Here is a 19,655-nt window from a genome sequence, read left to right as displayed (position 1 = left end):
GGACGCGGAAAGCTCGACCTCCTGCAAGCCAGGCTGATCGGTGCCGTATGATCCCGAACTTCATCAAGAGTGCGTCAGACCCCTTATTCCACGCCGAAACACAGCCTTGCATCATCCGCTCCCGTTTTCGCAGCGATACGTGCGAATTCTCGGCGCGGTTATTCAAGCCTTTGTGCGAGCGGTGTTCGACATTCGGCATGACCTGACGCCTGGCGGCAGCGTAAGAACGCAACTTGTCGGTGATCATACGCTTTGGAGTGCCGCCCTGCTTCTTCAACCGGGTCAGCAAGCCCTTGGCTCCTTGGTATTGCGCCGGGCTTGCACGATTTCGTCGAGCACATACCCGTCCTGGTCAACGGCACGCCACAGCCAGTGTTTCTTGCCCGCCATGGTGATCACCACCTCATCAAGGTGCCAGATATCGTCGCGGCTTGGCTGCTTGCGGCGCAACCGGTGGGCGTAATCGGGCCCAAACTTCTTTCCCCAACGTCGGATTGTCATCATAGAAAACGACGATCCCGCGTTCCAGCAACATTTCCTCGACATGACGAAGACTAAGCGGAAACCGGAAGTACAGCCAGACCGCATGGGCGATGATCTGCGGCGGGTAACGATGGCGCTTGTAGCGGACAGCGGGCCTATTCATAGGGCTGCGTCTATGCTGAAAATCCTGATGCTTCGTTTATGTGACATCGCCATCACGGCGCACTCATAGCCAAGCGCTTCGATCTCCCGCTTCAGACCGTATCCGGTAGGTCCAGCCTCATAGCAAAATCTCAATCGTACACCCGGGCGTCCGAGCTTGCGGACGAGGCGGCGTACTGACGCACTATCGGAGGATATCTCTCCGACATATCGAACCTCGCCGGTACGCCCGCTCTCGGCGAGAGCAACAGCATGCCGATCCTTCGAAACATCCAATCCTACGAAAACTTCGCTATATTCTTCCATGGTTCGTCCTCCTGGCATGAGGATAGGCTCGACGAGCAACCCTCGTTTCAACACTGCCAGTGTAGGGCGAACCACCTCACAGCCGGCAACCAGCAAGGACATAAGGTCTTACGCTGGATGCGCGTCGGGCTCTACTCAGGAAAGAATCACCTGCTAGGTCGCCCCTCCCGCGTTCCCGCCAATCGGGCTGTCACGCCTTCTCAGCAGCGCGATGGCAAGGAAGGCGATGACGCCACTCGCGGCAGCGATGACCAGGATCCAGAGCGAATTGGCCACGGACGTCCGCGCCATCAGGAAGGCTAGCGCCAACGGTGCGAATGACGAGGTGAACTGGCGGGCAGCGCTCGCCCATCCGAGCCGCGCGCCATAGGCTCGGTTCCTCGCGAGAGATAGACCAACACTACCTCTCGTAAGTCGCACTTGACCCCACCGTCTAGGCGGCCTTCAGGGCATTCTTCGGTCTCGCCCATGTCGGTATCCAATCGCCATGCGCGGCGAGCAAGTCATTGACGAGGTGCCAGATCTGGTCGAGGTCAAGCTCCGCGGCCGTATGCGGGTCCATCATCGCGGCATGATAGAGATGCTCGCGGTTCTCCGTCATCATCGCTGCGACCGTCAGTTCCTGCACGTTGATGTTGGTGCGGATAAGGGCCGTCAGCTGTGGCGGCAGCTTGCCGATATAGGTCGGCTGGATGCCGTTTTCATCGACGAGGCAGGGCACTTCGGCGGCGCAATTATCCGGGAGCGAAGTAATGCAGCCATTGTTGCGCAGGTTGCCGTAGATGACTGACGGCTCGCCGGTCCAGATGGAGTTGATGATCGAGGAGGCATATTCCTTCGAAGACTTGACTTCGATCTTCTCGGCTGAACGGTAGGCGGCGGCCTGTCCCTTCCATTTCTCGACCTGTTCGATGCAGCGCTTGGGATATTCGTCGAGCGGAATGCCGAATTTCTCGATCAGGTCCTCGCGGCCCTCCTTGATGAAATAGGGCGTATACTCGGCGAAATGCTCCGAGCTCTCGGTGACGAAATAACCGACTCGCGTCAGCATCTCGTAGCGCACCTTGTTGGGGCAGCGCTCGTTGTACTGGGTCGAGCGCCTAGGCAGCCGGCCTTCGCGGTAGCCGCGGATCAGGTCTGGATAAAGGTCGCGGTAGCCGCCGTCTTTCTGCCGCTGCTCGAACTTGAGGAAGAAAGCCATGTGGTTGATGCCGGCGGCACGGTAGCGAATTTCATCGAGCGGAATATCGAGGTCGCGCGCCAGTTCGTGTGCCGTGCCCTGCACGGAATGACAGAGGCCGACCTGCTTGATCCGCGGATATTTCGCCGCGATCGCCCAAGTGTTGATGGCCATCGGGTTGACGTATTGCAGCATGATGGCGTCCGGGCAGACCGCGAGCATGTCTTCGCAGATCGACCACAGATGCGGCACGGTGCGCAGGCCGCGCATGATGCCGCCTACGCCTAGAGTATCCGCGATCGTCTGACGCAGACCGTACTTCTTCGGGACTTCGAAATCGGTCACCGTGCACGGCTCATAGCCGCCGATCTGGAAGGCGACGACGACGAAATCCGCGCCTTCCAACGCCTTCTTTTGGTCGGAATAGGTCTCGACCTTGGCGGGAGAATCGAGCGTCTTCGCCAGTTTGCCGGCGACGGTCTTGCTCTCCTCCAGCCGCTCAGGGCTAATATCCATCAACGCGATCGTCGCACCGGATAGCGCCGGCCGCTGCAACACATCGCCGATGATATTTTTCATGAACACCGTCGAGCCGGCGCCGATGAACGTGATCTTGGGTTGCCTGGACATGTCGGTATGCCTTTGCTTGGGAGTGGATGTGAGCCTACGCGGCGACTTGGAAAGCGGCGCGAACCAGCTGTTCGGTGTAGGCGGTTTTGGGATGGGAGAGGACCTGGGCGACCAGGCCCTCCTCCACAATATCGCCGTGCTGCATGACCACGACGCGGTGGCAGAGTGCGCGGACGACCTTGAGATCGTGCGAAATGAACAGGTAGCTCAGGCCGCGCTCGTCCTGCAGGCTGCGCAAAAGGTCGATGATTTGCGCCTGAACGGAGAGGTCGAGCGCCGAGGTCGGCTCGTCAAGCAGAATGAATTCAGGCTCGACCGCAATGGCCCGGGCGATCGCGATGCGCTGGCGCTGGCCGCCGGAGAATTCGTGCGGGAACCGCGATAGTATGTTTGACGACAGCCCGGCGCTGGCAAGCGCATCGCGGACCCTTTCGAGGCGTTCCGGTTTGGTCGCGCCAAGTTTGTTGATGATAAGGCCCTCCTCGATGATCTGGCCGACGGACATGCGCGGGTTAAGCGACGAGAAAGGGTCTTGGAACACGACCTGCATGCGCGAGCGCAGCGGTCGCATCTCCTCACGCGAATTCGCCTGAATAGGCTTGCCTTCGAAGAAAATCTGCCCGGCATTGATGTCAATCAGCCGGATGAGCGCTTGACCGAACGTTGTCTTTCCCGACCCTGACTCGCCCACCAGCCCAAGGGTTTCGTGCCGGCGCAGATTGATGCTCAGATTGTTGACGGCGTGTAGCTGCGTATATTCCGGATTGAAGAAGCCGCCCTTCTTTAGCGTATAGGTCACGCGCACATCCTTGCCTTCGAGCATCACTGGTGAATCCTTGGGCAGCGGGTTGGCGTTGCCGCGTGGTTCTGAACCCAGCAGCTTCCTGGTGTAGGGGTGCACCGGATTCCTGAACAACGCCTCTGTCGTGTTGTGCTCGTTCACCTCGCCCTGGCTCATCACATAGACGTAGTCCGAGAACTGGCGCACAACGGTCAGGTCATGGGTGATCAAGATCACCGCCATGCCTATCTCGCGTTGGAGATTGCGGATCAGATTCAGGATCTGCGCCTGGACGGTGACGTCGAGCGCCGTCGTCGGTTCATCCGCAATCAGCACATCCGGCTTGTTGGCCAGCGCCATCGCGATCATCACGCGCTGGCGCTGACCGCCCGAGAGCTGATGGGGATATTGGTTGAGGCGCGCCTCCGGATCGGGAATCTGGACTTGCCTAAGCAGGTCGAGCGCCTGCGCCATCGCCTCCCTGCGGCCCACGCGGCGGTGCGCACGGATCGCTTCGGCGATCTGGCTGCCGATCGTGTAGACAGGATTGAGCGAACTCATTGGCTCCTGGAAAATCATCGAGATGCGGTCGCCGCGCAATGCCCGCCGTCGCCTGTCGCTGAACTTGAGCACGTTCTTGCCGTCATACTCGATGCTGGCGCGGCCGCTTACCGTCGCGCGCTTCGATAGCAGGCCCATGATGGTGCGTGCCGTCACCGACTTGCCCGAACCGGACTCGCCGACAATCGCCACCGTCTCGCCGCGATAGAGCTGGAACGAGATGTCCTTTACCGCCAGGATTTTGCCGCGCTCGACGGTGAACTCGACGCCGACATGACGGGCATTGATGATCGGCTTGTCCTTCTTGGCGGCGAGGTCGCGCCGTTCCTCGGGAGCCGTGATCTGGACAACTTCCAAAGCCATGGGTACCTCCTCAATACGGATCGACAGCGTCGCGCAGACCGTCGCCCAGCGCATTGAACGCAAAGACGGTGATCAGCACGAAGGCCACCGGGGAAAGGATCCACGGGTAGGAGCCGATCACCGAATAGGTCGCGGTGTCCTGCAGCATCAGGCCCCAGGAGATCAGCGGCGGCTTCACGGCGAAGCCGAGGAAGCCCAGGAAAGATTCCAGCAAAACTACCGAGGGGATGGCCATCGTGATCCCCACGATTACATGGCTCATCACATTCGGCAGGATGTGCTGGAAGATGATGCGGCGGTCAGTGGCGCCCATTGCAATGGCAGCGCGCACATAGTCGATGCGGGCCAGCGCCAGCGTCTTGCCACGCACCTCACGGGCAAGCTGCGCCCAGCCAAGCGCCGACATCACAACAATGACGAAGGCGAGGAAGACATTGGTCGGCGCGGTCACCGGGATCAGCGACGTCAGTGCGAGATAGAGCGGCAGTTGCGGGAACGCCAGAACGAGATCGACGAACCATTGCACCCATCGGTCGAAACGGCCGCCGAAATAGCCGGATGCCATGCCGACCGTCGTGCCAACCATCGTTACGATAGCCACCACGGTCAGCGCGATCATCAGCGAAATACGCGAGCCATAAAAGATGCGCGACAACACATCGCGGCCGAACTTGTCGGTGCCGAGCAGGTGAACGGCGCTGCCGTCGGTGGCGCCGAAGAAATGCCGCTGCGCCGGGATCAGGCCGAAAAGCCTGTACTCGAACCCCTTGACGAAAAAGCCGAGCGTCTGCGGGTTTTCGTAGTCGGGACCGACGATCGGCTGGAACGTGACCGGGTCGAGTTCATCCGTTTCGCTGATCTGGTAGGTGCGCGGCGGAAAGACGAAATTCCCGTCCCGGTCTGTCATGCTGATGGTCTGCGGCGGCGCAAAAGCGACGTCCGTCGCCTTCGGGTTGACTGGCGACAGGAAGTCGGCGAAGACGGCCATCAGCAGCAGCGCGCTGACGAGGATCAGCCCCAGCATTCCGGTCCAGGAGCGCTTCAAGCGTCGCCATACCAGCGCGATGTAGCTTTCGCTGTGCTCATGCGGCGCGGGCGCGGCGGACGCAGATGCCGGCTCTGGAGGCGTCTGAATATGTTCGTGGTGATCGGGCTCGATAGCAACCGGCAACGTTTCGGCGGTCAGGCTCATCTCAGTTCCCTCCCGCGAGACGGACACGCGGATCGACCAAAGCAAGCACCATGTCAGCGATGATGTTGCCGGCGATCAGCGTGGCGGCAAGCAACATCATGAAGGTAGCGGTGACATAGACATCGCCGACCTGCATGGACCCAACGATGGCCGGACCGACTGTCGGGAGGCCGAAGATGATGGCAGTCTCAATCTCGCCCGCCAGCATGTAGGGCAGCACCATGCCCTGATACATGATCAGGGGATGCAATGCGTTGGGAACGGCGTGTCGGAGGATTACCTGGCTCTCGCTCAGCCCTTTTGCACGAGCAGTCTCGACATATTGCGCATTGAGCGTGTCGAGGAGATTCCCCCGCATCACTCGCATATTGTAGGCCAGCCCGCCGAAGATCGCGATCGTAGCCACAGGCCAGACATGTTGGATAAGATCAACGAACTTTTCCCAGGACCAAGGCGCACCGCCATAGCGCGGTGAAAAGAAGTTGCCGATTTCCGATACGTTGAGCTGAAAGACCAGGATATAAATGATGATTAGAGCCATCAAGAAGCGCGGCACCGTCATGCCGAGGAACGAGATGCCGGATAAAACCGTATCTATCCAGGAATATTGCTTCGTAGCGGCAATAATTCCGGCGCCGATGCCAAGTATAGATGCGAAAATATGGCAAAACAATGCAAGTATTAATGTTCTCGGCAGGCGCTCCGCGATGACATCTCTGACTGGCCTGTTATAATAAAGGCTGTAGCCAAAATCTCCAGCCGTCACGATACCTGTAATCCACCTGACATATTGAACCAACATGGGTTTATCGAGCCCATGTTCCTTGCGGTAGGCCTGCGCCTGCGCTTCTGCCTCTTCGTAGGACGCGCCACCCTGATTGATCGCCTGCGTCCGGATATAGTCGCCGTAGTCACCAGGGGGTGCCTGAATGATGGCAAACGTGACGACGCTCAAAATGAAGAGTAGCGGGATCGCCGCAGCGATGCGCATGGTGAGGAACCTCAGCATGATCGCTTCTCCAACATCGAACAGGGAAATGCCTCGGATGGCATAGAGCTGCGCTCCCCCTTCCTCCAACGGCCGACCCCGAGGGGCCGACCGCCTGAGAGGAAGGCAGATCAATTTACGGGACCTTCGCCTACACCCGGCTTGCCAGGCAGGCTCTCCTTGAAGAGTTCATAATCGCCCTGCTTGTCCTGCGGCACAAACATGCGCTCGGGAATAAGTGAATCCGGTGCCCAGTTGAACATGAGGATTGGCGCCCCGACTGGAATGTTGGTGAAGCGCTTGTTGACGATCACTGCACCAGGATACTCGGTCAGTCCGACTGAGTTGATGTTCTCGGTCGATATCTTTTGATATTGCTTCATCAATTCGACGCGCGCGCCATCGTCATTGCTCGCGATGAATTCGTTCACGATGTTGGCGAGTTGTTGCTCGAAAGGCATGAGGTCGAGTTCGCCGCTTTCTGGTGCGTGATGCTGAAAGCTCGTGTGCGGCCCAAGTGCTGCGAGCTCTGGTGTGTCTTGCACTGTCGAAACGAGAGAGGCAGAATTTCTTGCCACCATCCAGTCCCAACGGCCTGACCCGGCCGCAGCGCTAATCTGCTTGCCCTCTAGCGATTTCAAGATCACGCGGATACCGAGCTTTTCCATTTGGCCGACGACGCCTTCGGTAAGGGTTTTATCGGTCGTGTACTCGCTGTCGCCCAGCATAACGATCTCGACGTCTTTGCCACCTTGCTTGTCGGGAGGGAAATTGACGAAGCCGTCACCGTCCGTATCCTTCAAACCAGCTTTTGCCAGCAACGCCTTGGCGCCTTGGAGATCGAAGGGGTAGTAGACCGTCGATTTCCTGTCATAGAAGCTGTTCGCCGAAGAGAGACCGCCAGGATAGATCGCCGTGAATGGGCCTTTGACGAGTGAGTTGCCAAGCGCCTTGCGGTCGATCGCCATCGTGATGGCTTTGCGGAAGTCGACGTTGCGGTTCAGTTCGCGAATGGCTTGAGCACGTTCGTCCGGCTCACCCCAACCGTTGGCCGAGAAGTTCATAAATAAATTGTATCCGATGACACGCGGCCCGAAAGCAAGGCGCGCCGGTGCGGTTTCTTCCGCCGAGCGCTTCAGTGATTCGACGAAGTTTTCAGGCTGCTCCAGGGCTGAAAAATCCGACGATCCGGCTACCGTCTGTACGTCGCGATCAGCCCAAGTCGAAAGCTTGTAGTGGACTTCGTCAAGGTATGGCAATTGGTTGCCAGCTTCATCGACTTTCCAATAGTAGGGATTGCGGCGCAATACGATGATGTCATCCGGACGATACGACACCGGAACCCATGCGCCCATGACCGGGATGTTCATGAAGTCGGCTGGCCAGCCGTTCTTGTATTGCTCGTAGGTCATATCCTTATTGTACTTCGGGTGCTTCGTCTTCAGGATATGTGACGGGCCGGGGCAGAAGGCGCCATAAGCCATGGAGTAGAGATACTGGCGGGGAAACGCATCCTTGAAAGTCCAAGCGACTGTATATTTGTCGATCGCTTTCAGCATGGTGCCGGCGCCAAACGTTTCGGGAGAAGCACCGTTGAGCGGGGTCACGTTCGGATCGAGGACGTTGTCCTCCCAGTAGAACATCACATCCTCGGAGTCGAACGGATAGCCATCCGACCACTTTGCACCTTCAATGAGATGCATCGTCAGATCATGTCCATCCTTTGACCATTCCCAGCTCTTCGCCAGGTTGGGCAGCGGTTCCATGTCCTTGGCTTGCACCTGGAACAGCGGTGAGGTGCGCGTCAGGCACTCGGACATCGCGATATCGATGCCGCCCCAGCCTTGCGCCTGACCAGCGCTGTAGTTCCACCCCTCGGGCCGACCACCGATCACGTTCCGGAACGTGTCGCCATAGACGCCGATGCCGTCGGGCATATTGCCCGTCTTGAAGACCATCGGCTCCTTCGGCAGGCGTTCGGCCACCGGCGGCAGCTTCCCGGTCTTGACGAATTTTTCGGTGACCCATTCCGGCTCGCGATATTCCGGCAGGGCCTTGAATTCGAGGATCGAGTCGCGCGGCACGTAAGTGATCTTGCCCTGCGCCGCAAACGGCGGCTGTTCGGGCACGACGGTCGGCTCGGAAGCGCGTGCGGCCTGCGCGAGGACAGAGACCCCAAGCAGCAGCAAGGCGACTCTGCCTAGACCACGTTTGATCGTCATCGATTTTCTCCCGTTGTTCTGCCGGCAAAGGCCGACATCCTCCTCATTGGCTGCGAGACTGCCTGGGCCGAGTGTTCCGCTGCCTGAACCTGTTGGCGGTCTCTCTTCGGCGAGCGATGCCCATCCTAATCGCGCGTCTTGACGCGCGCGCCCTTGGGAAAACGTGCATCGCTCCAGCGTGGTTACAGCATGTCGTTGAGTGTGTAGTGATTGTTCCACCGCACGTCGATTTCATCGTCAACGTTCTGGAAGCGTATGTCGGTAGACAGGCGGACATGCCGGCTGGCGCTTTGGTTTGCCGTGGAGGCGTGGATCATGAAGGGCGAGTGCAACACGATGTCTCCCGCTTCATAGTCCGCGATCAACCAGCGTCTGTCGAAGCGCTCGGCCATGTCCGGAAGGTCCTTCGACACCCAACCGCCTTCAGTCATGTTTCGGTTGAAAGCGCTGACGCGTTCCTCGGGCGTGAGTTCGTTATTCTTTTCGGCAAATTCCGCTTCCATGCGCGCGCCGATGTCGTGCGACCCTTCAAGGTAGACTAGGCCGCCCATGTCAATTGCCGTATCTCCGACGGGAATCCAAGCCGTCACAATGCGGCTGGTACCGCCGCGCAGATAGACCAGATCGTAATGCGCGGGCGTGGCGGCCGGCGTGCCGGGCTGCGTGAACCGCAAGATCTTGCGCTTGTGCAGATAAGACACTCCGGCGAGAAACCCATCCATGAAGGTGGAAAGCCGCCGTTGCGAACAAAACCCCTCGAAGGAAACGGAGCGCACTAACGACATCAGCTTTTTGTCGGATTTCGCTTTGTCGAAGCCTTCGGGGGTCGCAATCCCGAGCGAAGGGTCGGTTCCTTTCTCAAGCAGGCCCGTTTCGGCAAGATGACCGAAAACCCATCCTCGGAAATCAACGACATCCTTCCGCTTCAAGAATCCCTTCAGCCAAACATAGCCGTGCTCTTCATAGAGGCGGCGGATCGCCTCGATGCCAATCGCGGGATCGGTCGGTTCCAACCTCCCAAGGCGCTTCTGCGCGGTCGACAAGGTCTTGCCGTTGGCGACCAAGGCTATTGGCGACGCACTGATGTTGCTTTGGGCGACAGCTGTTTGGGACATATAGGTCAAATCCGGCGGATTGCAGATCACGCAAATCTCCCTCATTATGTGCTGGTTTGACATGGACTAATCCAGTACCTGGACTTTTCGCTCATGGATGATCGACATTTCGCACTATATCGGTCACCCTTGGCGAGCGTCGGCGGCCTCGCCGTGAGCAGTGTCGGCCAGCAACAGGTGTTTTCTCCAATCGAGAACCGCAAGCTGCCGGGCTATGCCGGCGTCCTCGTAGAGAGTGGGGAGGGCCGATTGCAAACGGAGCAGGTCGGCGTAGTGGACGTAAAAGCGCCGACGTTTTTCTGGCTATTCCCCAACCGGACACACTCCTATGGTCCGCATGTCGCAGGCTGGAGCGAGCGGTGGGTGCTTTTCGACGGCGCGCTCGTTCGGGATTTCCTACGGCTGCGACTGATCTCGGAACGCAACCCAGTTGTTTCACTGATCGACCCGGCAGCGGTCCAGAGGCTTTTTGCGTCGCTTCGCATAGAATTGGCGGACGACACCGCCATCGGCCACAGCAGTGCTGCGGCAACTTTACATCGGCTGGTTGTTGAGGTCGCCCGACAGGCAACGATGAGTAGTTCTGCCGAGAAACGGAAGGATATTCAGACAGTTCTGGCGGCTTTGCGTAACAAGGCTTGCGCATCGCTCTCACTGGTGACATTTGCTGCCCAAGCGGGCATGTCGCTGGCAACGCTGCGGCGCAAGGTTGTCGATGCAACCGGCATGTCGCCCAAAGCGTATCAGCTGCGCATCCGAATTGATCGAGCAAAGGAGCTTTTGACGATGTCCGAGACTAGAATTGACGAAATCGCTCGGACAGTTGGTGTGGAGGATCCGTTCTATTTCTCGCGTCTCTTCCAGCGCCTCGAAGGCTGCTCGCCTAGCGTATTCCGCGAGCGGCACAGCCGGTCGTGATCTGGAGCGAGGCAATCCCGCAACAATCTTCAAACCTTAGCAATAGAGAAAATGCACCAACCGACCCCCTCGTCGCTCGCGTATTTCATGCCGTCCCAGCTTCGGGTGAATGAACATGATGGCAGGGATTGAGGTAGCCTCCTCAGCAAGTTGAGGTCGCTTACAGAACTCAAGGAGGAACCTGATGCAGGAGCTTCTGGTCTTCCAGTCTCTCTGGGCTATGGAACAGCGAAGTGCGAAGCGACATGAACTGAGCCTTCAGGAGAATGTCGAGAAGATCGCCCATGCGGGCTTTCGGGGCGTCAGCGCGGGATGGTATGACCGTGAATATGTAAAGCGGCTGTCGGCGCTGCTCAAAGGAAGCGGGCTTCTTGTTGAAGGCCAATGCTTCCCGAAGACGATCGACGATCTCAAGCCGGTCCTCGAAAATGCCGCAGAATTTGGCGTGAATCACATCGCCCTCCAGCCGGACGTTCGCCCCCGCCGATTGCAGGACTGCATTCCGCTTCTCGAAGGTTGGCTGCGCCTTGCTGAAGAAGCCAAGGTCGACGTGTACATTGAGACCCATCGCGACCGCATGACCACGGACCTCCATTTCACTCTGGATCTGCTTGACTGCGTTCCGGATTTGAAACTTCTTGGCGACATCTCCCACTTCGTTGTCGGCCGCGAATTCGCGTGGCCGATATCGGAGGAGAACCGTCTTGATATCCGCAGGATTCTCGACAACTGCTGGGCCTTGCACGGTCGGGTCGCCTCACGTGAACAGGTCCAAATCGAAGTCTCCTTTCCGCAGCACCAGATGTGGTTCGATCAGTTTCTCGACTGGTGGGGCTATGGCTTTCGGAGTTGGAGGAAACGTGCCGCACCCGACGCCAAGTTGCCGTTCACATGCGAACTCGGCCCTAAACCGTATGCGATCACCGGTCCGGACGGCGAGGAAACGACGGATCGATGGTCCGAAGCGTTGCTTATCAGAAAGAGGGTCCAACAGGTTTGGGAAACGTCGCGAACTGATTGACAGGGCTGTTGGCGCAGCCGTGCCTGGTTCAGGCCGGAACCGGTAGACTAGTTTCCGTGCACAAACGCACGTATTCTGTTGTGTTTACAATCACTTGTCCTCGACGAGAACGCTTTTAAGCGTCAAGGACAGGATCGAGGGCAGGCTATCGAGCGGAAAGGCGTTGTTGGCGCGATCACGCGCACGCCGCGAGGCCGGCTTTGGCCGGTGGGACTACAATTCCAATAGTGGCGGCATCAGGTCGGCTTGAGGCGCGTGAAGAGGACGAGATTGTAAGCCACGATCGAGGACCAGACGTAGCTCTTGAAGTGATTAAGACCGCGCCAGGTGCAGCGGGCCAATCCATAAGCGCGCTTGAGGCATGAGATGTCGGCCTCGATGCCGGCACGGAAGTTGCGCAGCTTGCGGTAGACCCAATTGCTTCTGACCATGTCCTCGATGCTGAGGCCGGCTTTCTTATGGAATGCCATGTCGCGAACGCCCAAGGTCTTGGCTGTAGCCAGATTGTCGCGACTGGCAAAGCCACCGTCGGCCGCCGCCTGCCGCGGCGCGTGACCATAGAAGGCGATGTGGCGTTCCAGCATCGGCAGCAATCGATCGCTGTCGCGTGGATTACCCGCCTCGATCACCAGATCGAGGATCATGCCGCTCCTGCCGGTGGTCAGGTTGAGCTTATATGAGGAAGGTAAAGACGGAACGGGTGTGTCAGGGCAACATTTCTTCACCTTCTCGATGTGTTGCGGAATCCATGGTCTGAGCCCGATGGCATGACGCGGCCCGTTTATCCGAGCCCAATCCAACTTATATACGGTCGCTGCTCGAAACAGCGGCACCAACATCCCGCTTGCGGCGGGTACGGGCTCAGGAGGACGGGACCATTCTTGTGGCGAGGCATTTCAGGCCATCCCAACCTTCGGTTCGTCCACCTGGATCCGCCAGGACTGATCAAGCCCTGGAAGAAGTGCTTAGTTGACATTCCATGGGTGAGCGGCAATCGGCATCAGGCGCTCTTCATGACCGCCCCCTCGATGACGACGCCAGCGTTGACGTATTTCCACAGCGCCACGAGTAGCTTGCGGGCGAGCGCCACAATCGTGGCCTTCTTGAGGCGCCCGCCGTTCTGCTTCACCCGCTCCTTGAACCATAAGGAGAGCGCCGATTGCGATTGATGGCGCAGCCATAGCCACGCGAGTTGGATCAGCGTAGTTCGCAGCCTTGGATTGCCGGATTTCGAAACGCCCTGGTCGTGTGAGACGGAGCCGCTTTGCCAGGGGGGCGCCGCCAGGCCGGCGTAGGCGGCCAGCTGTCGTCGGTTGTCGTAGTGCCGCGACAGGCCCTCCGTCCACAGCACGGCGGCAAACTCCTGCCCGATGCCCTTCAGGTCGAGCAGCATGGCCGGGGCTGGCGAGGCACTCTGCTCGGTCGCAAGCATGGCGTCGCGCTCGGCCTCGACCGCCTTGATCTGTTCCATCAGCAGCTCCAGCCGTTCGAGTTCGCGATCAATCTGCTGCTTCAGATGGTCCGGCAGCGGATGCCCGTCGCCGGTCTTCAGCGCCTCAAGGCACCTGCGCCGATCGCGCCGCAACGGCTCGTAGCCGGAGACACCCTGTGCAAACAGCAGGCCTTTGATGCGGTTGACATGGCGGGTCCGCTCGTTCGTCAAGGCCTTGCGCTCACGCGAGAGGCGGCGGCGGTCCTCTTCCTCGGGGGTGGGCACCCGCAGCATGGCGCAGACGCGCGGCTCGCCCCTCTTATAGGCGAGCAGCGCGCGCACCAGCGCCTCGCCGTCGATCTTGTCGGTCTTTGCCCGACGCCGCCGGCGTGAGGTGGCAATCGAGGCCGGATCGACGACGTGGCTTTCGATTCCTTCGGCCTGCAGCACCCTGTGGATCCAAAAGCCGTCGAGCCCGGCCTCTTGGACGACGATGATCGGAAAGCATTTCCCGGTCCGCGCCTCGGCCTTCCGGTTGAGCTCGGCAAACCGCGCCAGCATGCCGGCCACGTCGCCGGCCGCCACTGCGTGTTTCGACATCTTCTCGCCAGCGCCCGGCGACAGCGAGGTGATCAGCCATTTCGAGCGGCTGAGTTCCAACGAGACGAAAATTGCGCCAAGATCAGTGCGGATGGCAGTCAACGCATCGGGTCGGTGTGCTGCAACGGGCATGCTCGGCCTCCAAGGTAGGGTGTCTAGGGTTTAGCAACCTCACCTTTGCCACAGCGCAGGTCGCTAACCACCCTCCTCATAGGATCTTATGGCCGTGTTCGGTATCGCGGCTGCCTTTGACGATGATATCGGCATGGGGCTCGAACAGGCTGACCAGCTTGTCGCTGGCCGGCACCAACTCGCCGGCCAACACCCGCCGCTCACTCTGTGTGATAATGCGTTAGATCAGCGGCCGATGGTGACAGAGTTGGGCTTGCCAGAGTTCGACGAGCGGATTGCTCGCCACGCCAATTGCGCGGCTGCCTGCCGCAGATAGGCTAAGGTTGCGCGGGTAATCGCAATCAGTTCACGGTAGAGTTGGACACGATTGGGTCGACCACGTGTGAACTGGATCTTGCGGGCTCGCTTTTTGGCCGCGCGGCAGTGATCGCGCCATCCCCCCAAGCCGGCGCCGCCGGCCAAGGCACCAGCCTGCTTCAACAGGCGCACCATGATCCGGACGGCGTCCCACAACAGACTGCTGTCGCTCGGTTCGTGCATGAGCGCTGAGGTCACAGTGCTGTCCAGCCGCACGACACCGCCATCTTCCAGTTTTGCCTGCCGGGCATTCGACAGCAGTGCCCGATTGATCTCTTCCCAGGTCTCGGGCCGGATCGCGCTGATCGTCTTTTGCAGCACCGACTTCTGCGGGCTCCAGGACCACGGCAGCCGCGCAAAGGCTCGAAATGATGCTGAATCCTCAAGATTGGTCGGCGTCCTTTCCGCTCAGTGGCTGTAAACACCACTATCCTGGCACATTGCGATGCCGTCTGGGGAGGGCGGCAACCACTCCATCTTTCATCGACAGTAATGCGACCGAGTCGATCGCGACATACCGTCGCCGACCAACGAAGAGATCCAGCCTCGCATCGCCGTTGTTGACACCAGTTGGTGGCGGAACTGTCGGGATGGCAAGGAGAATTTGAATTCGATCGCTCCAGGCCCGACGGCACGCCGCGGAAGCTCATGGATTCGAGCCGCCTACAGCACTTGGTTGGCGGCCGCGAATTGAATTACGCGACGGTCTCCGTCAGATGGACATCTACGGAAGCACCATTGCTGTTTAACATCCCTCGTTATGATCTTTGTGATCTGGTGAGCTGGTCGGTCAGAAGTTCTCGTCAGCTAACTTTCCGCATGCGAGTTGATTTTGAGGATGTGCCACAGAATCGGCTTGCCGCCGATTTCGATCGTGGGCTCGGGCCGAAGGTGGGTTCCTCGGAGATTCGGGTTCCAACGGCAAGGATCACAGCTTTCATTGTTGGCTCCATTTCTGGCTATCCGGCCGTTGCCTGGCTTCCCGGCACGATTGCTCCGCCGGCGCGGCGGGGCGTACGGGCTTTAACAGAAATTGGCGACCAACTCGGTAATCCCGGTTAACGAAGAGGGGATCGAACGTAGCGGCGGCGACGTAGTCCGCCTGCCCGGCTCCAAAGGACGCCATGACACTGGCTTGGTCGAGATGATGCTTACGCTCCGGTTCGATCAGCACCCACGCCTTGGCCAGATCAGAGCAGTCCTCAAGTCCGATCGTTTCCACCGCCACCGCGTTACTGCCGGGAAACCATCCCATCAGCCATGGAAGACCTAGCGCTCGCGTCTCGAGCACATACAGCAGGCTCGGCGAGTCGCCAGTGAGATCGACCACAGGGGCGCCAGCTTCGAGGCCGGCCGCACGAGCCTTGGATCTGGCCGTGGCCAGATAGTGGTGGAGGGATTCCGCGATCACCAATTTTCCACCACCCGGCATGGGCATGACAGCGGTAAAAGCGCGCTGATCTTTCATGTCCCAGGGCGGGTCGAGGATACTATCATTGATGACTGATGCAGTGAGCAACTGTGCCAACACAGTCAGGGGCAATAAGGTGGCCAGGCTGCGTCCCTGTTGCGCAAGAGGGCTCAGGAAAGCAACGACCGCGAGCATCCAGAACAAGGCGTCGAGCGCGCCAAGGGACCAGTAATTGAGATTGGAGCCCAGTGCGAATACGTGCGGCAGGACCAAAAAGGTTAGCGCTAGAGCGATGCTGGTGGCAGGCTGGGTGCGCAGAACCAATCCCTTATGATAGAGCATCGCGCCAAGGCATGTGAAGGCCGGCACCAGGAACAGGGTCGAGGGCTGGATGCTGATTGGATCGATCCCCAGCAGCGCAATTGCTATTGTTACGATCAACACCGCAGCGAGCGCCAGCGATGGGAGCAACTTGTCCGTAGACCCTGTAAGAATGCACAGCAGAAGAGTTGTCGCCAGTAACACAGCGATAGCGACTTGCGAGCGACTGGTGGCGAGCCAGTCGATCCGAAAGCTGCGAAACACCTCGTGTCCGGCACCCAGCAGGACTTCCATCTCAGCGCTGCTAACCATACGGGTCACCAGCCCGGTGATGCCGCCGTCGATCAGGTAGGCGGTCATAATCAGCAGAGCGAGAGCGACCAGTGCCGCGCCGAGCATGGGTAGCAGCGACTTTCGGCGCAAAACGACGACATACAGCATAACGATGAGGGCAACGGCTGCAGCGGTGGTCGGCTTGGCCATGAAACAGCACCAGCCGCCAACGCCGACCAGGATCCACCCCAAGACTTGGCGCATGCGCCCTGGCCGGTCGGCCAGTAGCAAGCCGATCGTTATGATCAAGAGCGATTGAAAGGCCAGCGCATAGTAGCTCGGGGTGAGCGTCAGCCGGAAGCGAAAGACGATTGATGCCATGCTGGCGATCCCTGCCGATAGCACCGCCGCCTGTAGCCATCCCACTGTCCAGAGGCGCCGGATCGCAAGGAAGCTAAGAATCCACCCCAGCGCCATGGTAAGCGTGACGTTGGCTATGCGAAGCACTGCAATATCGCCCCTCGCCCACTGATATGGCCAGTGATAGACGAAGCCAAAAAGGGACGGCGGACAATTGATTGCGTAGGGAAATGGGTTCGCGATGTAGTTGAGGTAGAAACCTTCGTCTTCGAGATTGAAACCATGACTGCTGTAGCATAGCAGCCAAGCGAACAGGATTGCTGTGGTTACAGCGGACAGAGCCAGCAAGGTCCGCTCCAGCAAGACCGACAACGTCCTTTCGTTGGCAAAGTGGTTCTCTCTTGTCATGGGCCCTTCCTGCCAGCCTCCTAGACGCGGCGCATTCCAATGGATATCAGCGTCAAGGAGCTTCTAACCGACCTGAGCCCCGCAATCGCCTACAAGAATCGGTAGGTTTGTTCACCTCGTGGTCCGATCCCAACGTTTGGACCGCTCGTGGACGAAGGCCCCAAATTCTCGGACGCCCAACAGGGGCTTTATATTATTTTGAAGTAGGGCCGTGACGGGGGGTGCGGACATCTGCTGGAAGGCCGGGAGCAGTCAGGCGACCTATTTCAATAGAAAGAGAAATTACTACGGATTGCTGCCGACGGAGATGCGTCGGTTGAAGTAGCTCGAGGAGGAGGGAGAAGAACGGTAAGCTGAAGAAACTGGTGAGTGACCTATCGCTCGACAGACGCGTGGCCAATCTCTCATAGAGAGTGACGAGGTGCGGAAATCGCGTAAACCACGACTGATCCTTGTCCGATTTCTGACAACCGTGTGCAAGGGCTGTCGGGTTCAAAACACGGGCCGCTCTTTGCGCGTACAAACTATTTCAAAGCGAATCAGAAGCTTAAGGCACGCGAACAGCCATGGCACGGCCGTTGCTACAACACTAAGTGAGGGCTGAGTGCACGCGCAAAACGAGTGATGTTCTCGTTCCCTTGAAAACGGTGCGCCCCCGTTTCTGAGAGAGAAGCGAGATCGCGCACGAAGTCGCTCAGCATTTGGTGATAGCTTTGGAGAGCAACATGGCGCTGCGTGTGGAGTCCCTCGCTCCTCCGATCAAAGTGGAGAGCTGGCTGCGCGGCCAGCCTCTCACGAGCTTTCCAGCCCAGGAACGAGCGGATGCTCTCAAAACGGCTGGGACGATCCTACCCGCCATCAGCGGCAGGATGCGCCTCTTGGCGGCTTTCTTCTTCGCCATCAAGAGAATGATCTTGGAGCCCGTGCCGGAAAATGCTGCGTCGAGCGCGCTCGCCTATGTGCGAGAGCATGGGCGGGCGTTTCATTTTCATTCTAGACTCTGTGATCCAAAGCATCAGGACGGAAGTTAACATGTTGCCGCTCTACTCGCTGGTCCTCCCGATATATAATGAAGAACAAGTGCTGCCCCGACTGGTCGAGCGGATCAGTTCGCTGATGTGCCGGTTGGACGGAGAGGCGGAAGCGATTTTCGTCGATGACGGAAGCCATGATGGAAGCGTCGAATATCTTCGGGATGCCGTCGCCGCCGAGCCGCGTTTCCGGCTGATCGAGCTTTCCCGCAATTTCGGGCACCAGATCGCGATAACGGCCGGCATGGACGCCGCTGCCGGTGATGCCGTCATCGTCATGGATGCCGATCTGCAAGACCCGCCGGAGGTCGTTCTCGATCTGGTGGCGAAGTGGAAGGAAGGTTTCGAAATTGTCTATGCCCGCCGTGTCAAGCGTGAGGGCGAATCCTGGTTCAAGCGCTTTACGGCAAGTCTCTTCTACCGCTTGCTGGAGCAGATGACGTCGGTCGACATTCCGCGCGACGTCGGCGATTTCCGCCTGGTCGGCCGCAAGGCGCTGGAGACCTTCAGGCATATGCCCGAACACGACCGCTTCGTCAGGGGCATGTTCGGCTGGATGGGCTTCAAGCAGGCGGCGGTGCCTTTCGAACGCCCAGCACGAGCCCATGGCCAAACCAAATACCCATTCTGGAAGATGGTGCATCTTGCTGTGCACGCCATCGTCAGCTTCTCGGAGCAACCGCTGCGCCTGGCGCTCTGGGGCGGATTGGCGGTTTCCGCGCTTGCGGTAGCCTTCGGTGCTTATGCAATCTTCGCCTGGATTTTTGAGACCGGGGTCATTGCCGGGTGGACATCCACCGTGGTGATCGTGTCGCTGCTGTGCGGCATCAATCTTTTCATGACCGGCGTGGCCGGGCTTTACGTCGGCAGCATCCACGCCGAGGTGAAACGCCGGCCCCTTTACGTGATCGATCGGCTCACCGGCTTCAACAAGGCGATACCTGCCGTCGGCTCCGACAAGAGCCGTGGACCGTTTCGGAAATCCGGCAATGGAGGCTCGGCCAATGTCCGAACTCTTCGACGGCTATAGATCCAGCTATGGCGAGGTGGTCGAAGGGTCGATCCGGTTTTCCGGCCTTAAGCACGACTTCTTTCTAATGGCCAAGGCCGACCTGCTACGGCGCCTCGTCATAGAGCGAAGGCTTCGGCGGGGTGGGGAGGGTGAGCGAGGTCTTTGAAGGCTCGCGTCGGAGCATGTTGAGCACTGCGCGGCGGATCATGGCGAGGTTGCGCGCCGAATGGTCTTTACGGACGCGGCACTCGTCTTCGCGGAACGCCACGTCCAAGACCCAATGCAGATTGTTCTCCACGCTCCAGTGGGCACGCACGGCGGCGGCGAGGCGGACGGGGTCGGGCGGCAGCGAGGAGATGAAGAGCCGCGTCTCGATCGAGACCGCGCCGGTCTTCT

At 59.1% G+C, this 19,655-nt stretch carries 14 protein-coding genes and 7 pseudogenes; 6 read left to right on the top strand and 15 right to left on the bottom strand.

Annotated features, from left to right (window positions below; genetic code table 11):
- The 9 genes and pseudogenes from NKJ06_RS28350 to NKJ06_RS28310 all read right to left on the bottom strand — a co-directional run.
- A pseudogene (locus tag NKJ06_RS28350) lies at positions 1–646 on the bottom strand (IS6 family transposase); the annotation flags it as partial.
- A gap of 41 nt (positions 647–687) precedes the next feature.
- Positions 688–951, bottom strand: a pseudogene (locus NKJ06_RS28345) (IS110 family transposase); the annotation flags it as partial.
- A 153-nt stretch (positions 952–1,104) separates the two neighbouring features.
- Positions 1,105–1,242: a hypothetical protein gene (locus NKJ06_RS28340; protein ID WP_352811414.1), complete on the bottom strand. Its 138-nt coding sequence runs from the start codon at positions 1,240–1,242 to the stop codon at positions 1,105–1,107.
- Positions 1,243–1,384: 142 nt separating this feature from the next.
- Positions 1,385–2,761 (bottom strand): alpha-glucosidase/alpha-galactosidase, encoded by a 1,377-nt coding sequence (locus NKJ06_RS28335; protein WP_352811413.1) that lies wholly within the window; start codon positions 2,759–2,761, stop codon positions 1,385–1,387.
- A 34-nt stretch (positions 2,762–2,795) separates the two neighbouring features.
- The gene (locus NKJ06_RS28330) at positions 2,796–4,466 is read right to left on the bottom strand and encodes an ABC transporter ATP-binding protein (RefSeq protein WP_352811410.1); all 1,671 of its coding nucleotides are present in this window, start codon (positions 4,464–4,466) and stop codon (positions 2,796–2,798) included.
- 10 nt (positions 4,467–4,476) lie between these two features.
- A complete protein-coding gene (locus tag NKJ06_RS28325; protein WP_352811409.1) occupies positions 4,477–5,658 on the bottom strand; it encodes an ABC transporter permease in 1,182 nt (393 codons plus the stop codon).
- Position 5,659: 1 nt separating this feature from the next.
- A complete protein-coding gene (locus tag NKJ06_RS28320; RefSeq protein ID WP_352811406.1) occupies positions 5,660–6,667 on the bottom strand; it encodes an ABC transporter permease in 1,008 nt (335 codons plus the stop codon).
- 110 nt (positions 6,668–6,777) lie between these two features.
- Positions 6,778–8,868 (bottom strand): ABC transporter substrate-binding protein, encoded by a 2,091-nt coding sequence (locus NKJ06_RS28315; RefSeq protein WP_352811403.1) that lies wholly within the window; start codon positions 8,866–8,868, stop codon positions 6,778–6,780.
- A gap of 182 nt (positions 8,869–9,050) precedes the next feature.
- Entirely contained in the window at positions 9,051–9,983 is a 933-nt protein-coding gene (locus NKJ06_RS28310) for a phytanoyl-CoA dioxygenase family protein (RefSeq protein WP_352811420.1), read from the bottom strand.
- A gap of 93 nt (positions 9,984–10,076) precedes the next feature.
- Between NKJ06_RS28310 and NKJ06_RS28305 the strand changes: the two genes are divergently transcribed.
- Both NKJ06_RS28305 and NKJ06_RS28300 read left to right on the top strand, forming a co-directional pair.
- Positions 10,077–10,901: a helix-turn-helix transcriptional regulator gene (locus NKJ06_RS28305; protein WP_352811400.1), complete on the top strand. Its 825-nt coding sequence runs from the start codon at positions 10,077–10,079 to the stop codon at positions 10,899–10,901.
- Between the two features lie 184 nt (positions 10,902–11,085).
- Positions 11,086–11,922 (top strand): sugar phosphate isomerase/epimerase family protein, encoded by an 837-nt coding sequence (locus tag NKJ06_RS28300; RefSeq protein WP_352811398.1) that lies wholly within the window; start codon positions 11,086–11,088, stop codon positions 11,920–11,922.
- 236 nt (positions 11,923–12,158) lie between these two features.
- On the opposite strand, the pseudogene NKJ06_RS28295 reads toward NKJ06_RS28300, so the two are convergent.
- The 3 genes and pseudogenes from NKJ06_RS28295 to NKJ06_RS28285 form a co-directional block, all read right to left on the bottom strand.
- Positions 12,159–12,599: pseudogene (locus tag NKJ06_RS28295) on the bottom strand (transposase); the annotation flags it as partial.
- A 323-nt stretch (positions 12,600–12,922) separates the two neighbouring features.
- On the bottom strand, positions 12,923–14,086 hold the full coding sequence (locus NKJ06_RS28290; RefSeq protein ID WP_352811397.1) for an IS110 family RNA-guided transposase: 1,164 nt from the start codon (positions 14,084–14,086) through the stop codon (positions 12,923–12,925).
- An 82-nt stretch (positions 14,087–14,168) separates the two neighbouring features.
- Positions 14,169–14,833: pseudogene (locus NKJ06_RS28285) on the bottom strand (ISNCY family transposase); the annotation flags it as partial.
- Positions 14,834–15,010: 177 nt separating this feature from the next.
- Here NKJ06_RS28285 and NKJ06_RS28280 point away from each other — a divergent pair.
- A pseudogene (locus NKJ06_RS28280) lies at positions 15,011–15,192 on the top strand (GDP-L-fucose synthase); the annotation flags it as partial.
- 70 nt (positions 15,193–15,262) lie between these two features.
- On the opposite strand, the pseudogene NKJ06_RS28275 reads toward NKJ06_RS28280, so the two are convergent.
- Both NKJ06_RS28275 and NKJ06_RS28270 read right to left on the bottom strand, forming a co-directional pair.
- Positions 15,263–15,384: pseudogene (locus NKJ06_RS28275) on the bottom strand (glucose-1-phosphate cytidylyltransferase); the annotation flags it as partial.
- A complete protein-coding gene (locus NKJ06_RS28270) occupies positions 15,381–17,216 on the bottom strand; it encodes a hypothetical protein (RefSeq protein WP_352811395.1) in 1,836 nt (611 codons plus the stop codon). The gene NKJ06_RS28270 and the pseudogene NKJ06_RS28275, both read right to left, overlap by 4 nt.
- A gap of 223 nt (positions 17,217–17,439) precedes the next feature.
- Here NKJ06_RS28270 and NKJ06_RS35870 point away from each other — a divergent pair.
- The 3 genes and pseudogenes from NKJ06_RS35870 to NKJ06_RS28260 all read left to right on the top strand — a co-directional run.
- Positions 17,440–17,667: pseudogene (locus NKJ06_RS35870) on the top strand (IS3 family transposase); the annotation flags it as partial.
- Between the two features lie 274 nt (positions 17,668–17,941).
- Positions 17,942–18,247, top strand: coding sequence for a hypothetical protein (locus NKJ06_RS28265; RefSeq protein WP_352811393.1), 306 nt, complete (start codon positions 17,942–17,944; stop codon positions 18,245–18,247).
- 1 nt (position 18,248) lies between these two features.
- Complete coding sequence (locus NKJ06_RS28260; RefSeq protein WP_352811390.1) at positions 18,249–19,277, top strand: glycosyltransferase family 2 protein; 1,029 nt, start codon at positions 18,249–18,251, stop codon at positions 19,275–19,277.
- A gap of 85 nt (positions 19,278–19,362) precedes the next feature.
- On the opposite strand, the gene NKJ06_RS35865 is transcribed toward NKJ06_RS28260, so the two are convergent.
- On the bottom strand, positions 19,363–19,655 hold a 293-nt coding region (locus tag NKJ06_RS35865; protein ID WP_502905654.1), incomplete at its 5' end, for an ISAs1 family transposase.

The sequence above is a fragment of the Mesorhizobium sp. M0293 genome (assembly GCF_040321735.1).
Classification (GTDB): domain Bacteria; phylum Pseudomonadota; class Alphaproteobacteria; order Rhizobiales; family Rhizobiaceae; genus Mesorhizobium.
The sequence above is the reverse complement of the archived record's forward strand: the minus strand, read 5'-3'. Positions and strand labels throughout refer to the sequence as shown.

Coding starts and splice junctions, on each gene's coding strand:
- NKJ06_RS28305 (WP_352811400.1), top strand. CDS start 10,077: ATGGATGATCGACATTTCGCACTATATCGGTCACCCTTGGCGAGCGTC.
- NKJ06_RS28270 (WP_352811395.1), bottom strand. CDS start 17,216: ATGACAAGAGAGAACCACTTTGCCAACGAAAGGACGTTGTCGGTCTTG.
- NKJ06_RS28265 (WP_352811393.1), top strand. CDS start 17,942: ATGGCGCTGCGTGTGGAGTCCCTCGCTCCTCCGATCAAAGTGGAGAGC.
- NKJ06_RS28315 (WP_352811403.1), bottom strand. CDS start 8,868: ATGACGATCAAACGTGGTCTAGGCAGAGTCGCCTTGCTGCTGCTTGGG.
- NKJ06_RS28340 (WP_352811414.1), bottom strand. CDS start 1,242: ATGGCGCGGACGTCCGTGGCCAATTCGCTCTGGATCCTGGTCATCGCT.
- NKJ06_RS28290 (WP_352811397.1), bottom strand. CDS start 14,086: ATGCCCGTTGCAGCACACCGACCCGATGCGTTGACTGCCATCCGCACT.
- NKJ06_RS28320 (WP_352811406.1), bottom strand. CDS start 6,667: ATGCTGAGGTTCCTCACCATGCGCATCGCTGCGGCGATCCCGCTACTC.
- NKJ06_RS28335 (WP_352811413.1), bottom strand. CDS start 2,761: ATGTCCAGGCAACCCAAGATCACGTTCATCGGCGCCGGCTCGACGGTG.
- NKJ06_RS28310 (WP_352811420.1), bottom strand. CDS start 9,983: ATGTCCCAAACAGCTGTCGCCCAAAGCAACATCAGTGCGTCGCCAATA.
- NKJ06_RS28325 (WP_352811409.1), bottom strand. CDS start 5,658: ATGAGCCTGACCGCCGAAACGTTGCCGGTTGCTATCGAGCCCGATCAC.
- NKJ06_RS28300 (WP_352811398.1), top strand. CDS start 11,086: ATGCAGGAGCTTCTGGTCTTCCAGTCTCTCTGGGCTATGGAACAGCGA.
- NKJ06_RS28330 (WP_352811410.1), bottom strand. CDS start 4,466: ATGGCTTTGGAAGTTGTCCAGATCACGGCTCCCGAGGAACGGCGCGAC.
- NKJ06_RS28260 (WP_352811390.1), top strand. CDS start 18,249: ATGTTGCCGCTCTACTCGCTGGTCCTCCCGATATATAATGAAGAACAA.